This is a genomic window from Bradyrhizobium sp. CCBAU 53421 (assembly GCF_015291625.1).
In the GTDB taxonomy this organism is placed as follows: domain Bacteria; phylum Pseudomonadota; class Alphaproteobacteria; order Rhizobiales; family Xanthobacteraceae; genus Bradyrhizobium.
Genome location: NZ_CP030047.1, coordinates 6,739,080 through 6,755,328, shown reverse-complemented (window position 1 = coordinate 6,755,328; position 16,249 = coordinate 6,739,080). Strand labels below are relative to the sequence as shown.

The 16,249-nt window shown below is 65.6% G+C and carries 12 protein-coding genes; 8 read left to right on the top strand and 4 right to left on the bottom strand.

Features of this window, described 5'->3' with window-relative positions:
* Positions 1–139 precede the first annotated feature (139 nt).
* The gene (locus XH92_RS31820; RefSeq protein ID WP_194455661.1) at positions 140–1,039 is read left to right on the top strand and encodes an SMP-30/gluconolactonase/LRE family protein; all 900 of its coding nucleotides are present in this window, start codon (positions 140–142) and stop codon (positions 1,037–1,039) included.
* On the opposite strand, the gene XH92_RS31815 is transcribed toward XH92_RS31820, so the two are convergent.
* Both XH92_RS31815 and XH92_RS31810 read right to left on the bottom strand, forming a co-directional pair.
* Positions 1,036–2,235 (bottom strand): 3-hydroxybenzoate 6-monooxygenase, encoded by a 1,200-nt coding sequence (locus XH92_RS31815; protein ID WP_194455660.1) that lies wholly within the window; start codon positions 2,233–2,235, stop codon positions 1,036–1,038. The two genes, XH92_RS31820 and XH92_RS31815, sit on opposite strands and share 4 nt — an antisense overlap.
* Before the next feature lie 18 nt (positions 2,236–2,253).
* Entirely contained in the window at positions 2,254–2,805 is a 552-nt protein-coding gene (locus XH92_RS31810) for a MarR family winged helix-turn-helix transcriptional regulator (protein WP_194455659.1), read from the bottom strand.
* Between the two features lie 172 nt (positions 2,806–2,977).
* On the opposite strand from XH92_RS31810, the gene XH92_RS31805 reads away from it, so the two are divergent.
* The 3 genes from XH92_RS31805 to XH92_RS31795 are packed head-to-tail and all read left to right on the top strand — an operon-like array spanning position 2,978 to position 5,840.
* Positions 2,978–3,952 (top strand): amidohydrolase family protein, encoded by a 975-nt coding sequence (locus tag XH92_RS31805; RefSeq protein ID WP_194455658.1) that lies wholly within the window; start codon positions 2,978–2,980, stop codon positions 3,950–3,952.
* Positions 3,953–4,012: 60 nt separating this feature from the next.
* Positions 4,013–5,371: an MFS transporter gene (locus tag XH92_RS31800; RefSeq protein WP_194455657.1), complete on the top strand. Its 1,359-nt coding sequence runs from the start codon at positions 4,013–4,015 to the stop codon at positions 5,369–5,371.
* A 25-nt stretch (positions 5,372–5,396) separates the two neighbouring features.
* Positions 5,397–5,840, top strand: a complete 444-nt coding sequence (locus XH92_RS31795; RefSeq protein ID WP_194455656.1) for a DoxX family protein — start codon at positions 5,397–5,399, stop codon at positions 5,838–5,840.
* A gap of 57 nt (positions 5,841–5,897) precedes the next feature.
* Here XH92_RS31795 and XH92_RS31790 read toward each other — a convergent pair whose 3' ends face one another.
* Both XH92_RS31790 and XH92_RS31785 read right to left on the bottom strand, forming a co-directional pair.
* The gene (locus XH92_RS31790; protein WP_194455655.1) at positions 5,898–6,635 is read right to left on the bottom strand and encodes a glutamine amidotransferase; all 738 of its coding nucleotides are present in this window, start codon (positions 6,633–6,635) and stop codon (positions 5,898–5,900) included.
* Positions 6,636–6,720: 85 nt separating this feature from the next.
* Complete coding sequence (locus tag XH92_RS31785) at positions 6,721–7,806, bottom strand: substrate-binding domain-containing protein (RefSeq protein ID WP_194455654.1); 1,086 nt, start codon at positions 7,804–7,806, stop codon at positions 6,721–6,723.
* 116 nt (positions 7,807–7,922) lie between these two features.
* On the opposite strand from XH92_RS31785, the gene XH92_RS31780 reads away from it, so the two are divergent.
* From XH92_RS31780 to XH92_RS31765, 4 genes are all read left to right on the top strand, one after another.
* On the top strand, positions 7,923–9,407 hold the full coding sequence (locus tag XH92_RS31780) for an aldehyde dehydrogenase family protein (RefSeq protein ID WP_194455653.1): 1,485 nt from the start codon (positions 7,923–7,925) through the stop codon (positions 9,405–9,407).
* Between the two features lie 313 nt (positions 9,408–9,720).
* Positions 9,721–10,560 (top strand): aldo/keto reductase, encoded by an 840-nt coding sequence (locus tag XH92_RS31775; protein ID WP_194455652.1) that lies wholly within the window; start codon positions 9,721–9,723, stop codon positions 10,558–10,560.
* 244 nt (positions 10,561–10,804) lie between these two features.
* Complete coding sequence (locus tag XH92_RS31770) at positions 10,805–11,761, top strand: DMT family transporter (RefSeq protein ID WP_194461512.1); 957 nt, start codon at positions 10,805–10,807, stop codon at positions 11,759–11,761.
* 196 nt (positions 11,762–11,957) lie between these two features.
* Positions 11,958–16,220, top strand: coding sequence for an autotransporter domain-containing protein (locus XH92_RS31765; RefSeq protein WP_305825692.1), 4,263 nt, complete (start codon positions 11,958–11,960; stop codon positions 16,218–16,220).
* Positions 16,221–16,249 lie beyond the last annotated feature (29 nt).

Sequence of the window (16,249 nt, the reverse complement as noted above, 5' to 3'; positions counted from 1 at the left end):
TATCTCCGCTTGCCGAGAGATGGATTGCTTCGTTCGCTTCAGCGCAAAATTGCATTTGCAATTTTGGCGCGGGCTCCTCGCAATGACGAAAAGATCGATCTATGGTCCACCCCGTTCCGCCAACGGGTGAACCAAAAAAATGATGTTCCTGGAAACGCCGCCGAAACCGATCCCGACCGAAACCTTCTCCGCCGTGCCGGCCGAGTTCCGCCGCAAGGTGGCGAGCGAGTGGGCCGACGCCAATCGGCCGGGCGCGGTGACCGACTGCTTCATCGAAGGGCCGTCATTCGACGCTGACGGCAATCTCTACATCGTCGACATTCCGTTCGGCCGCATCTTCAGGATCGCGCCGGACAAGTCATGGACCCAGGTCGCCGAATATGACGGCTGGCCGAACGGGCTGAAGATCGATCCGATGGGGCGCATCCTGATCGCCGATTACCGGCACGGGCTGATGGAGCTCGATGCCAAGTCAGGTGAGGTCACGCCGCTGCTGCGTTCGCGCAATTCGGAATCGTTCCGCGGCTGCAACGACCTGCACATCGCCACGAACGGTGACATCTATTTCACCGATCAGGGCCAGACCGGGCTGCACGATCCGACCGGCCGGGTCTATCGGCTGCGCACGAGCGGTGCGCTCGACTGCCTGATCGACACCGGCATCAGCCCGAACGGGCTGGTGCTCGATCCGCACGAGGCCGTGCTGTTCGTCGCCATGACGCGCGACAATGCGGTCTGGCGTGCGCCGTTCATGAAGGACGGCAGCGTCTCCAAAGTGGGCCGCTTCTGCTCGCTGTTCGGCCCCAGCGGCCCCGACGGCCTGACGATGGACAGGGCCGGGCGATTGTTCGTCGCGCACGCCTCGCTCGGCCACGTCTTCGTGTTCGCACCGAACGGCGAGTGCATCGCGCGGATCAAGTCCTGCGCCGGGCCAAGTTGCACCAATGTCGCGATCGGCGGCGCCAAACGCGACCGGCTGTACATCACGGAATCGGTGACGGGCACGGTGCTGGTCGCCGACATCAGCGGGCTCGGCTAGGCGGCGACGCGCGGCCGTTCCGTGAAGGGCGAGTCGTACAGCCAGGCCAGCTTGTCGCAGAATTTCTCGAGGCTGGTCTCGCGGATGAGTTGATTGCGCAGTAGCGCGTGCACGCCGGATGGATGATAGACGTGGGTGCCGAGTTCGCGGGCCTGAAGCTGGACCCGCGCCGTGCGCATCAGCCGAACCTGCCGGTAGTTCTCCAGGGCATGCTCGATGCGATCGGGCATCTCGCCCAGCAGCTCGGCGAGCCAGACCGCGTCCTCCAGCGCCATGCAGGCGCCCTGGGCAAAGTACTGCAGCATCGGATGCGCGGCGTCGCCGAGCAGCACCGCGCGCCCGTCGACCCAGCGCTCGACGGGATCGCGATCGCAGGTCACCCAGGCCTTCCAGTCCTTGCCGTGGTGAATGATCGCCTTGGCGCGGGGATGGACGTCGCGAAAGCCTTCCAGCACCTCCTCGTGGGTGACTGGCTTCGCGGCAAAGGCTTCCAAGGGATCGTTGTGGCAGGTGATGGCGAGGTTGAAGACCTTCCAGCCCGACAGCGGGTAGTGCACCAGATGGCATTTGGCGCCGGCCCATAGGGTGGCGGCGTTCCAGCGCAGATCCTCCGGCATCTGGTCGGTCGGAATCACCGATCGATAGGTGGTGTGGCCGGCGATTCGCGGCGGGCCGTCATCGACCATCTGCTGGCGAATCCGGGACCTGAGTCCGTCCGCGCCGATCAGTAGGCAACCTTTGATGCGCTCGCCAGATTTCAGCCGCGCGACGACCGTCGCGCCGTCCTGGTCATATCCGACGACATCGCAATCGCTGCGTAAGGTGATGCCGGGATGCGCCTCGCAGGCGCGCAGGAAGATGCCGTGCAGATCGCCACGATGCACTACCGCATAGGGATTGCCGAAGCGCTGGCGGAAATAGCTGGTCAGATCGATGCTGGTGATCTCCTCGGCCGAGATCGCGTCCATCAGCCGCAACTGGTCGATGAACACCGCAATCGCGCGGGCGGCGTCGCCGAGATCGAGGAGGTCGAAGGCATGGAAGGCGTTCGGACCGAGCTGGATGCCGGCGCCGATCTCCTGATAGCGCGGCGCGCGTTCCAGCACGGTGATCTCAAATCCCTTGCGAGCCAGCGCGACCGCCGCGGCCAGTCCGCCGATGCCGCCGCCTGCAATGATGATCGGATCCCTGCGCATGTCCTCTCCCTGGTGGTTCTATTTCCTCGGTATCTTGCGCCGCCGGCCGGCATTGCCCTTGATGTCGACCTTGGGCTCGCGCGCTTCTTTCGATGCCGCCGCTACGGGCACCTCGATCAGGCCGGCCTCGACCTCGTGCTCGAGCTGATCGAGATTCTTGTAGAGCTCGACCAGCACCCGCTTGAGCTCGGCCGCTTCCTTCGCCGACATCGCGCCGGTTGCGACTTCCTCATAGTGTTGGGCGATCGGCATCAGCCTGGACGCCAGCTCGGCGCCCTTCGGCGTCAGCGCGACCTGCAGGCTGCGCTGGTCGTTCTCCGGCCGGTTGCGCGTCAAAAGGCCGGCGCGGCTCATCTCGGCAACGATGCGCGACAAGGTCGAGACGTCGGCCGAAGTCAGTTCGGCGATCTCGCCGAGCCGCAGCGGGTGTCCCTGCTCGGAAAGCGCGGCGAGCACGCGGTACATCGGCAGCGTCAATTTCTCGTGACGGATGACGCGGACGAACAGATCGCCCATCCGCACGCCGAGCCGGGCGAGCAGGTAGGGCAGCGAATTCGAAAATCGGTACATGGAGTTAGTTCCTGGCAGCAGATGTCTGCCCGGAATAGCTGCCGGTCTTCGCATCGACAACAGTTGCATCTCAATCATTTGCATTTGCAACTTTATCATTGACAAATATTTGAACCGGATGCTTTGCTCTGTCAACACGGAAACGAGGACGCGGGCCCGAAGGGAGCAGCCGATGCAGGGAAAGATCGCACTGGAGGAGCACTTCGCCATCGAGGAGACGGTTCGCGACAGCGCGGGCTTCTCGCCGGCCGACGATTGGGTCGAGCTCAAGGCCCGCCTGCTCGACATCCAGGACCGCCGGCTCGCCGAGATGGATGCGCACGGCATCGAACTGATGCTGCTGTCGCTCAACGCGCCGGCGATCCAGGCCATTCCCGACCGCAACCGCGCGTTGGAGCTGTCGCGTCGCGCCAATGATTTCCTGGCCGAGCAGGTCGCGCGGCGGCCTGAGCGCTTCCAGGGCCTGGCCGCGCTGCCGATGCAGGATCCGGAAGCCGCCGCGCGCGAGCTCGATCGCTGCGTCAGCGCACTGAAATTCCGCGGCGCGCTGGTCAACGGCTTCAGCGAGGTCGAAGGCCATGACGGCGCCGTCTACTACGACCGGAAGGAGTTCTGGCCGTTCTGGTCCGAGGTCGAGCGGCTCGACGTTCCGTTCTACCTGCATCCGCGCAACCCGCTGGCGAAGGACGCCGCGATCTACGAGGGGCATCGCTGGCTGATGGGCCCGACCTGGGCCTTCGGGCAGGAAACCGCGGTGCACGCGCTGCGCCTGATGGGCTCGGGACTGTTCGACGCCCATCAGCGGCTGCAGATCATCCTCGGCCACATGGGCGAGGGCCTGCCGTACTCGATGTGGCGGGTCGACAACCACAACAAGTGGATGCGCGCGCAGAACGTCTATCCGGCCAAGCGCAAGATCGCCGATTACTTCCGCGAGAATTTCTACATCACCACGTCAGGCAACTTCCGCACCCAGGCGCTGATCGACGCGATGCTCGAGATCGGCGCCGACCGCATCCTGTTCTCGGCCGACTGGCCGTTCGAGAACATCGACCATGCCGCTGAATGGTTCGACAGCGCGACCATCGCCGAGGGCGATCGCATCAAGATCGGCCGCGACAACGCCCGCAGGCTGTTCAGGCTCTAAGCGCGCGCATCAAGCCTGCCGCAGAGCAGGGGCGCATCATTTGTTGCAAGGGAGGAAACGGTGAGCACTTCGCCCGAACTCGACGTGCATGAGGAGTTGTCCAGTGCGGCCGTCGGCCGGCTGCACATCCTCCTCGGCATCCTGATCACGCTCATCACGCTGTTCGACGGCTATGACACGTTCAATCCGGCCTATGTCATCCACTATCTGGCAAAGCCATGGGGGCTGTCGCCGAGCCAAGCGGGGTTTTTGGTGAGCTCGGGCCTCGTCGGATTCCTGTTCGGTGCGGTCGGGCATGGCACGGTCGCCGACCGGCTCGGCCGGCGCGGCACGCTTCTGGCAGGGCTCTGGATCGTCAACGTCTTCACGTTGCTGACCGCAACGGTTGCCAGCGATTTCTGGAGTTTCTGCGCGTTGCGCTTCGCGACCGGCCTCGGTCTCGGCGTGCTGCTGCCGCTGGGCACGACCTTCGTCAACGAGCTGGCGCCGCGCCGGGTCAGCAACGCGTTTTCATTATGGGGCGTGACGCTGGGCTGGTCGCTCGGCGGCGTTTGCGCCGGGCTCGTCGGCGTCTATCTGACGCCGCATTTCGGCTGGCAGATCCTCTACTACCTCGGCGCGCTGTCGATCCCTTTGACCTTCGTCGCGCACGCGGTGCTGCCCGAAAGCCCGCAATTCCTGGCGGCGCGGCGCCGCACCGAGGCGTTGCGCGCGCTGCTCGGGCGGCTGCGTCCGGAGCGCGCCGCGGTCTATCGCAACGCGAGCTTCGTCTCGGTCGATGCCGGCAGTGTGCCCAATCCGATCGCCGCGCTGCTGAGCCCGCGCTATCGCCGCGTCTCGCTGACGATCTGGATCACCGCGTTCCTCAGCCTGTTCGCGATCTTCGGTCTGACCGGCTGGATCCCGACGGTCATGCAGAAGCGCGGCGAGACGTTTGCGGCATCGTTCGGTTTCGGCGCGCTGATGCAGGCGATGTCGTTCGTCGGCGGGCTGACGCTCGCGATGCTGGCCGATCGCAATCTGTCGCTGACGCCGCGCTACCTTGCCACATGGTGGCTGACCGGTGGCATTGCCGTGCTGGCGCTGGTGTTCGTCAGCGGCCATGGCGTCAATCTCGCGATCGTCGCCATCGCCGGCTTCTGCATCATCGGCGCACAGCACGTGCTCAACAATTTCACCGCGGGCTCGTACGAGACCCTGCTGCGCGCCAGCGGCGTCGGCATGGAATTGGGTGTCGGCCGGGTCGGCGCGATCCTCGGGCCCTATCTGATCGGATTGCTGCAGCAGGTGACCGGCGGGCCCGACATCGTGTTCTGGGTGATCGGCGGGGCCGCGATCGTCGGCGCGTTCGCGATCGGCTCGCTTGGACTTACCACCGCGGTGCAGCCTGCCGCCATCGACACGGCACCCGCGGAATAGCGATCGACACGAAAGGAGACCACTGATGTCCGGTTCTACCTATGCCGCCACAGAGACCGGCGCTGCACGACTTCCGGAATCCCTGGTGCTGCTATTCGCGCGCCTCGCCGTCGCGCCGCTGTTCCTCTACAGCGGCATCGGCAAGGCGATGGCGTTCTCGGCAACCGCAGCACGGCTCGGCGCGGCCGATGGTCTCGGCGCCGTGCTCGCGGCCGGCGCGACCGCGGTCGAGCTTGGTTGCGGCATCGCGCTCGTGCTTGGCCTGTTCGCGCGCCCCGCCGCCGCCATCCTGTTCCTGTTCACCATCGCCGCGACGCTGATGTTCCACAATTTCTGGGCGGCACCGGAGGCGCAGGTCGTCGCCCAGACCATCAACTTCCTGAAGAACCTCGGCCTGCTCGGCGCACTCGCGATGATCGCAAGCTTCGGGCCTGGCAGCTACGCCGTCAGTGCGGGCAACAGGTCATGAACTCCTGACTGCTTCAAGGGCGACTGCACGCCCTTCGGCTGCATTGTTCGCGCCGACTCAGCCGCCTGCGCTGGAACCAAGCACGCTGTCGCCTGGTGCGATCGACAACAGCCAGTCGCCGAACACTTGCTCGGCCTGCACGGCGACCGGCCTTGCCAGAGCATGCGTCGCCGCGCGCAGTTCTGATATCGAGACCTTCGCCGCCGACAGCTCGATGGCGTGGCCGACATACCATTCCTCGAGCTGGCGCGGATCGGCTTCGAGATGGAATTGCAGCGCCAGCGCGTTGCGGCCATAAGCGAAGGCCTGGTTCTCGTAATCGGCATTCGCGGCCAGCCGTACCGCACCCCTGGGCAGGTCGAAGGTGTCGCCGTGCCAGTGCAGCACTTTGCTGTGCAGGTTGCGCAGGCAGGATGATTTGCCGTCCGCCGTCAGCTCGACCGGGCCCCAGCCAATTTCCTTGACCTTGCCCGGGAACACGCGGCCGCCGAGCGCCTGCGCCATCAACTGCGCGCCGAGACAAATGCCGAGCGTCGGCAGTCCGCGGCGCAGCCGCTGTTCCAGCAGCGCGATCTCGGTCGAGAGGAACGGATAGGTCTCGGTCTCGTAGACCCCGATCGGCCCGCCCAGCACGATCAGCAGGTCCGCGTCGCGAATCGCGCGATCGGCGAGGTCGTCGACTGGCGCATCGCAGAACGACACGCTCCAGCCGGCACGCTCCATGATCGGGGCCAGCAGCCCGAGATCCTCGAACGCCACATGGCGGATGGCAATGGCGGAGCGGGGTGGTCGCATCTCGAACGTCCAGTCTTTTCGCTATATAATCTCAAATATAGCGCGGTGGGTCACGGCGAGTCCAGCCGCCGCGGCGCGGGGCCGGTCAGCGGTCGGAATGTAGCTTCTCGAGAAAATCCTTCACGCCGCTGACGGCGCCGGTATTCGAGGCGACATAGCCGGGAAGGGCACCCACGGCCTTGTGGAACTCGCTGCTCTTCATGATGTCGAGCACCCGCTGCATCGGCTCGGTCTCGAGGAAGGCACGCTTGCAGACGAAGAAGTAATCTTCCGTGAGCAGGCGGATGAAATCGAGGCCGAACTGCCGTGCGGCGGCCTCGACGCCGAAACTCGCATCCGCCATGCCGCTTGCGACATAGGCGGCGACCGCGGCGTGGGTGAACTCCATGTGCTGGGCGCCGTTGATCCGGCTTTGCGGGATCTTGTGCTGCGCCAGCAATTGATCGAACAGCAGCCGCGTGCCGGAATCGTGGTCGCGGTTGACGAAGCGGGCCTTGCGCTCGACCAGGTCCTTCAGCGAGGTGATCTTCAGCGGGTTGCCGCGCTTGACCATCAGGCCCATCTCGCGCGTGACGAAATTGATCACGCGGTCCTCGCGCGGGTCGAGCCATTCGCGGCAGGCCTTGATGCTCTGCGCGCGCAATTCGCCGCGCGGCAGATGCACGCCGGAGAGATCGCAGGCACCCTGCGCCAGCGAGACCAGCGAGTTCTGGTTGCTGACGTAGCGGAGGTCGACGCCGACGCCGCCCGCGCGATCGAGGAACTCGCGCAGCTTGGACACCGCAAAGCCGTGGCTGGCATGAACGCGGATGACCTGCGGCCGCTGCTCGAGGAACGGCTTGATCTCGGTGACCAGTTCCTGCGCGAGGTTCTCGAGCTGCAGCCCGAGCCGCGCCTGCATGCGCTCGCCGGCCCACACCAGCTTCTCGCCGAACGGCGTCAGCTTCGAGCCCTTGCCGCGCTGGGTCTCCACCAGCGGCACGCCGAAGAACTCGGACCATTGCTCGATCAGGTTCCAGACATGGCGATAGGACAGCTGCGCATCGTTGGCGGCGCTGGTGATCTTCCCGGTCTTCCTGATCTCGTTGAGGATGCCGAGCATCACGACCGCGGTCTGCGGCGAGTTTTCTTTCCGAAAGCGCCAGACGGTCTCGATCTCGATCTGCAGCATCGTGGCCACCATTTATGAAGTTGATTTCATATCCTGGCATGCAATAGGCACAAGATATCATATTTACTGCTGGACAAAGCCTCCTAGGTTGAAGAGCAACACCAGGAGGAAATATGATGTCGGTTGCATATGACTATGAGCGCGGCTTCAGCCACGCCCCGCCCGTCCGGGACGAACTGCTGCTGATCGACGGCGCCCGCGTCCGCTCGCTGTCCGGAAAAGCCTTCAAATCGCTCAATCCCGCCACCGAGCAGGTGATCGCGACCATTGCCGAAGGCAATGAGCTCGACGTCGACCGCGCGGTCGCGGCCGCCCGCCGCGCCTTCGAGGGGCCGTGGCGCACCATGCGCGCCGCCGAGCGCGGCCACATCCTCCTGAGGTGGGCTGAGCTGCTCAAGCAGAACGCCGACGAGATCGTGGCACTTGAGAGCCTCGATGCCGGCAAGCCGATCGCGGCGGTGCTGCGCCAGGATTTTCCGGCCGCGATCGACACGCTGACCTATTACGCGGGCTGGGCCGACAAGATCAGCGGCGACGTCGTCTCGACGCGCGACGATGCGCTGACCTACACGGTGCGCGAGCCGGTCGGGGTGGTCGCCGCGATCGTGCCGTGGAATTTCCCGCTGATGATCGGGATGTGGAAGCTGGCGCCGGCTCTGGCCTGCGGCTGCACGGTGGTGATGAAGCCGGCCGAGCTGACCTCGCTGTCGGCGCTTAGGATCGGCGAGCTCGCGCTCGAGGCCGGGCTGCCGAAGGGCGTGCTCAACATCGTGACCGGACCCGGCCGGGTCGTCGGCGACGCGCTGGTCAATCACCCCGATGTCGACAAGGTGACGTTCACCGGCTCGCCCGGCGTCGGCCGCGGCATCATGAAGGGCGCCGCCGGCAACTTTAAGCGCGTCTCGCTCGAGCTCGGCGGCAAGTCCGCCAATGTGATCTTCGACGACGCCAATCTCGAGGCCGCCGCCAAGGCCGCGGCCGCCGGCATCTTCTTCAATGCCGGGCAGGTCTGCTCGGCCGGCTCGCGCGTCCTGGTGCAGGAAAAGGCCTATGACGAGGTGGTCGAGCGCCTGGTCGCGCGCGCCGAAGCCTTGCGCATCGGCGATCCCGCGGACCGCGCCACCGCGCTCGGACCCGTGATCTCCGAGAAGCAAATGCGGTCGATCCTCGATTATGTCGAGATCGGAAAGAACGAGGGCGCGCATCTCGCCACCGGCGGCGAACGTGTCGGCGACCGCGGCTACTTCATCAGCCCCGCGGTGTTCGCCAATGTCGCGCACGAGATGCGGATCTCGCAGGAGGAGATCTTCGGTCCCGTCGTCAGCGTGATCAAGTTCAAGGACGAGGCGGATGCGCTGCGCATCGCCAACGGCACGGCCTACAGCCTCGCTGCCGGCGTCTGGAGCGCCGACATGGGACGTGTGCAGCGCTTCGCCAAGAAGGCCCGCGCCGGCACGGTGTGGATCAACACCTATGGCTATACCGACGTGCGGCTGCCGTGGGGCGGCGAGCGCGACTCCGGCCTCGGCCGCGAGCACGGCACCGCCACGCTCGACAATTTCACCGAGCCGAAGGCGGTGTGGATGAATCTCAACGTTTGACCGCGCGTAACGCGGGCAATAAGGGCGCGGATCGGAGGATCCGCGCTGATGGGATCGCGCGAGCGCGCACATATAACGCGCCGCATAATAGGTGTCGTCCCGGCGAAAGCCGGGACCCATGACCACGAGTGGCTGTTGTTGCGCACAGTTGGAATGACGAGTCCCACCAACTACGCCTGCTGCGGAGTATGGGTCCCGGCTTTCGCCGGGACGACGATGTGGAGACACCGTCGGGCGGTGTGGAGACATTGTTGAGCGTTTCGTTTATCGTTCTGCACGGGGCGAGATACGACCCACGCAGAATGAGGCAATCGTGCAGACCAGAAAATTCGGCAACAGCGGCCCGCAGGTCCCGGTGATCGGGCAGGGCACCTGGTATCTCGATCGCGGTGACCGCAAGGCGGCGATCGCTGCGCTGAAGCGCGGCATCGATGCCGGCATGATCCATATCGACACGGCCGAGATGTATGGCGACGCCGAGCTCGTGATCGCGGACGCCATCGCCGGCCGCCGCGACGAACTGTTCCTGGTCTCGAAGGTGCTGCCGAGCAACGCGTCGCGGCGCGGTACCATCACCGCCTGCGAGCGCTCGCTGAAGCGGCTGAAGACCGATCGTCTCGATTGCTATCTGCTGCACTGGCGCGGAACCTACCCGCTCGCCGAGACGGTCGCGGCGTTCGACGAACTGATGGCGGCCGGCAAGATCCGCTCCTGGGGCGTCAGCAATTTCGACGCGGACGATCTCGATGAACTGCGCGATGTCGCGGGCGAGGGCAAGATCGCCTGCAACCAGGTGCTCTACCATCTGCGCGAGCGCGCCATCGAGCACGCCGTGATTCCGTGGTGCGAGCAGCATGGCGTCGCCGTGGTCGCCTACTCGCCGTTCGGCCACAATGATTTTCCCGCGCTGTCGAGCAAATCAGGAGCGGTGCTGCAATCGATCGCGCAGGCGCACCGGGCGACGCCGCGCCAGGTCGCGCTGAGCTTCCTCACGCGTCTGCCGTCAGTGCTCGCGATTCCGAAGGCGTCGAGCGCGGACCACGCGGCGGAGAATGCCGCGGCGGGAACGCTCAAGCTCAGCGGCGACGAGATTGCCGCGCTCGACGCGGCGTTCCCGCGCGGGCCGAAGCCGCGCTCGCTGCCGATGCTCTAATTCGCGGGATTCACGCGGCTCCGCTCCACACAGTTCTTAACAAACTGTTGCAATTGCGGCCGCATACAGGCTGCGACGGGCGGTCGCGCGCGCTGGTGCATATCGGAGTCCCGTTTTCAGGCATTGTTCTCGCTGCGGAATTGGCGTTCTGTGTGAACCGCAGATTCCCCTTATTTTGCTCATCGAGATTGCCGTGACACCGCCCCCCGCCGTAGCCGCCAGGCTGGACAGCGTTCCCCTCGTATTGCCCGCAAAGACGACGTCCGCAAAGACAAGCGTGGCACGCGATAAAGCGCCGGCGCGCACCGACCGGCCGTTCAGGGGCATTGCGCTGATCCTGCTGTCGACGGTGTTCCTGGGCACGTCCGACGTCACTGCAAAATATTTGTCGTCCACGCTGCCCTCGATCGAGATCGCCTGGATCCGCTTCCTGGTGTTCGCGCTGATCATGACGCCGGCGATGCTGCCGGGCACGCCGCTGTTCGCGCTGCGCAGCAGCCGTCCCGGCCTGCACGTGCTGCGCGGCGCCGCGCTGCTCGGCTCGTCCCTGATCTTCATCACGGGGCTGGGCTTCCTGCCGATCGCCGAGGCCTCGGCCACCAGTTTCGTCTCGCCGCTGTTCGTCACCGCGCTGTCGATCGCTTTCCTCGGCGAGAAGGTCGGTATGCGGCGCTGGGTCGCGACCGCGGTCGGCCTCGCCGGCGTGTTCATCATCCTGCGGCCGGGCACCAGCGCCTTCCATCCCGCCGCGGTCTTTCCGATCGTCTCGGCGCTGGCCTGGGCCGCCACGCTGATCCTGACGCGCATGATGAGCGGCAGCGAGCGTCCGATTACCGTGATGACCTATTCGTCCATTGTCGGCGTCGCCATCGTCAGCGCGCTGGTGCCGTTCGTCTGGGTAACGCCGACCTGGCACGACATCATGTTCGGCATCCTGATCGGCGTCGCGTCAACCGTCGGACAGTGGATCGTCGTGCTGGCGTTCCGCTACGGCGATGCCTCGGTGCTGGCGCCGTTCTCCTACACGCAGCTGCTGTGGGTCAGCATCCTCGGCTTCCTGATCTTCGGTGAGGTGCCGGATCACTGGACCATCCTCGGCGCCGGCTTCATCGTCGCCTCCGGCCTCTACACCGCGCATCGCGAGCGCATCCGCCGCTCGCAAGTGTTGGCGGTGGCCAGCGAGCCGTCGCCGAACGCCTAACCGCGCGTATCCATTTTACAACAGACGCCCTGAATCCGACCTGATGCGCTGACTGTGCACGGCTTGAGAAGACGCGCCTCCCGCGAGTTGCAAGATAGCCCATTCGGGTCAAGCCGCGTCCGCGCGGCGCTATCGATTTGGGGCTGGGGCAATGCGGGAGTGGGGCTGCGCGCGAATCCGTCGGCGAGGCTGGTTGATGGTCGCGATCATCCTTTCAACCGCTCTGCTCGCCGGGCCGGTTGTCGCACAAAACGGCGGCGTCGGCGGCGAGGGTAATTATCAGTCGACAGGACAATATGGCGGCGCCGGCGGCATTCCCGGTGTGAGCGGTGGCGTCGGCGGCGACGGCGGCGCTCCGAATCGCTCGTGCCAATGCACCGGTGGTGGTGGCGGCGGCGGCGCTGAAGGCGCCGCCGGAGGTGCCGGCGGCCCCGGCGGGAATAACGCCTCTCCCGACGGCGGTGCCGGTGGCGCGGCCGGACAGGATGGCGTTGCTGGAACGATCGGTTCATTTACCGCGAGCGGTGGTGGCGGTGGCGGCGGCGGTCTCAGCGGAACGTCCAGCGCGACGCTGAACAATAACGGGATAGTGATGGGCGGCAATGGCGGCAGGGGCGGCGACGGTGGCGTCAACGCCTCGAACCCTTCAGCCCAAATCGCTGGCGGCGGCGGTGGTGGTGGTGCGGGCGGCAGTGCATTCACCATCACCGGCGCAGGAATCCACTCAAACAGCGGCAGCATCACAGGCGGCAATGGCGGTGCGGGCGGCGCCGGCGATGTTGGTGGCGGCGGAGGTGACGGCGGCACCGGCATCGTCGTCAGTGCGCCAGGCGCAACGATCAGGAATTCCGGCTCGATCTCGGGCGGTGCGGGCGGTGGTGGCGGCGCGCAGGTGTCCGATGTCGACGCGAATCAAGGCGAGCCGTCCACCGGCGGCACGCGGGGGAAGCCCGGTGCAGCAGGCACGGGCGGTTCCGGAATCGTCGGTAGCGGCTTGACCATCATCAACAGCGGGACGATCACCGGCGGCGGCGGCCCGGGTGCGCAGGGCAACGCGATCGGCTTCACCGGCGGAGCCAATACGCTGACGTCGATCGGTGGAACGCTCAGTGGCAATCTTGCGATTGCAAATGGCGTCGGTGCCAGCCTGACGTTCCTGCAAACCAGCGCGGCCGGCGCGTCGGGCGATGTCACCATCTCCGGCATAACGGGCCTCAATGGCTTGGCCACCGACGCCTCGGTTGCCGTCAAGCTGGATGCTGGGCGCTCGCTGATCGTCACCGGTGCCAGCACCTACACCGGCGGCACCTCGGTGAGCGACGGATCAACGCTCGTCATCCGCAACAGCAATGCACTCGGCAGCGGCACGCTGAAGATGGGCGAGACGCTTGCCGGTCTCACCAAGCTGGTGCTGGACGGCAACGGTTTCAACATCGCCAACACTATCGTCATCAACAGCGATCCCATCATCACCGTCGCCGCCGGTACCACAAACACGATGTCGGGGCCTATCAGCGGTGCCGGCGATATCGTGCTCAACGGGGGCGGCACGCTGGTGCTGTCCGGAGCGAATACATATACCGGCGGCACCACGATCTGCGGCACTGCGTGCGGCGTTGCCGGCGGCAGCAGCGTGCTGCAAGTCGGCGTCGGCACCGTGGGTACGCCGGGCGCGATCGTCTCGTCGGCGATCGGCACCGGCCTACTGACCTTCGACGGCGGGACGCTGCAGGCCGGCGGCAACTACACGATCGCGAACAACGCGCAGGTCAACGCCACCGGCGGCAGCATCGACGGCAACGGATACACCTTCACTTACTCGGGCAACATTGGCGGCGCCGGTGGACTGTCAGTGCTGGGCGCTTCGGCCTTCCTCGGCCGCGTGGTGTTGACAGGCTCCAACACCTATGCCGGCGGCACCACGATCTGCAATTGCGCAACGCTGCAACTCGGCGACGCCAGCCACACCGCCTCGATCGTCGGCGAAGTCACTGTCAACGGCAGGTTCGAGATCGTCAACGCCAACACGGCGGGCATCACCAAGATCGTCAACGACGGCTTCAACGGGTTCGCCAGCACGACGTTCTACAATTCCACGACGGCGTCGACGGCCGTGATCGTCAACCGGAATTTCGGCGCCACGGTGTTTGGCGACAGCAGCACTGCCGGCAATTCCACCATTACCAATGGTGACAACACCAATGGTAACAACGGCGGCTCGACGTATTTCCTCGGATTTTCGTCGGCGGCGTCGGCGAAGATGACGACGTCCGCCACCGGCTATATCAGTTTCTTCCAGAGCAGCACCGCGGCGAACGCAAACATCGACAACAGCGGCTTGACCTATTTCGGCCCGTTCGGCGACGCGACCGAAGCGCCGACCGCAGGCAACGCGACGATCACCAACCGGTCCGGCGGCGCGCTGATCTTTGCCGGATATGCGACGGCCGGAAACGCCATGATCACGACCGAGAGCGGCGCGAGCGTCAAGTTCGTCGACAACGCGACCGGCGGTGCCGCGCAGTTCATCACCCAGGGAACCGGCTATGTCGACTTCGGCGGCAGCCTTGGGCCGAACGGTGATGGTCGCATCACGGCAGGTTCGATCGCGGGCTCGGGCACCTACTACATCGGTAGCGGCAATACGCTCGCGGTCGGTGGCAACAATCTCTCGACAGTCGTCAGCGGCGTGATCGCGGATTCCAATCCCTGCGGTTGCGGCCCGGCCGGGCCTGGCAATCTGGAAAAGACCGGCAGTGGCACGCTGACTCTCTCGGGTGTCAACACCTATACCGGAGCTACCGTTGTCAATGGCGGCGTCCTGCAAGTCGATGGTTCGATCGTGTCGTCGAGTTCAGTCACGGTGAATTCAGGCGGCGCGCTCTCCGGTATCGGCACCGTCGGCAATACGACGATTGCGAGCGGTGGCATCCTGCTGCCAGGCAATGCGACACCGGGCGCATTCCTCAACGTGGCGGGCAATCTCGCCTTCCAGTCTGGCGCGCTGTATCTGGTCGGGCTCAATGCGACCGCCGCCACATCAGCCAAGGTGACCGGCACCGCGGCGCTTGCCGGATCGGTGGGTGTCAGCATCGCTGCCGGCAGCACGATCGCCAGGCAATACACCATCCTGTCGGCGGCCGGCGGTCGCAACGGCGTGTTCGCCGGTGTCGCTTCATCCGGGCTGCCGTCGGGTCTGGTTGCAACGCTCGGCTACGACGCAAATAATGCCTATCTCAATCTCGCGCTTGATTACGCCGTGAAATCGAAGCTCAACGTCAACCAGATCAATGTTGCCGCGACGCTGCAGAACTTCTTTAGTGCCAATGGCGGCATCAAACTGACTTACGCGGGACTCTCGCCGAATGGATTGACCCAGGCTTCGGGCGAGAGCGCGACCGGCTCGCAGCAGGCGACGTTCAACGCGATGAACCAGTTCCTCGGTCTGCTGACCGATCCATTCATCGCCGGGCGCGATGGCGGTTTTGGTGGCGGCGCGAGCGCCACTCCGTTTGCCGAGGAGAGCGCTTCGCTGGCGTATGCAGCGCGCACGACCGAGCCGCGCGATGCGCTGGCTGCGATTTACGCCAAGGCGCCGCCGCCGCAGCTCGACTTCGTGCAGCGCTGGAGCGTCTGGACGGCGGGCTATGGCGGCTCGCAGACCACCAGCGGCAACGCGGTGCTGGGCTCCAACAGCACCAGCAGCAGCCTCTATGGCACCGCAGTCGGCGCCGACTACCGTTTCTCGCCGAACACCATTGCAGGCTTTGCGCTCGCCGGCGGCGCCACCAGCTTCAGCACCAACGGTCTCGGCTGGGGCCGCTCGGACCTGTTCCAGGCCGGCGCGTTCGTCCGTCACACCGTCGGTGCGGCGTATCTGAGCGCAGCGCTCGCCTATGGCTGGCAGGACATCACCACCGACCGCATCGTCACCGCCGCAGGCGCCGATCACCTGCGCGCAAACTTCAATGCCAACGCCTGGTCTGGCCGGTTCGAGGGCGGCTATCGCTACGCCACGCCGTGGATCGGGTTGTCGCCCTATGCGGCGGCGCAGTTCACCAGCTTCGAGCTGCCGAACTACGCGGAGAGCGTGGTCTCCGGCGGCGGCGCCTTCGCGCTGAACTATGCGGCGAAGAGCGTCACCGACGTCAGGAGCGAGCTCGGCCTGCGCTCCGACAAATCCTTCGCGGTCGATGGCGGGATCGTGACGTTGCGCGGCCGCGTCGCCTGGGCGCACGATTTCAGCCCGAACCGCAGCGCCGCGTCCGTGTTCCAGGCGCTGCCGGGGGCGGCCTTCGTGGTCAACGGTGCGGCGCAGGCCCGCGAGTCCGCGCTGACCACCGCCTCGGCGGAGATCAAGTGGCGCAACGGCTGGTCGGCGGCTGCGACTTTCGAGGGTGAATTCTCCAACGTCACCCAGTCCTACGCCGGCAAGGGCGTTATGCGCTATACGTGGTGACCCTCCGTGCTATAGCCTCCTGCGGCGAA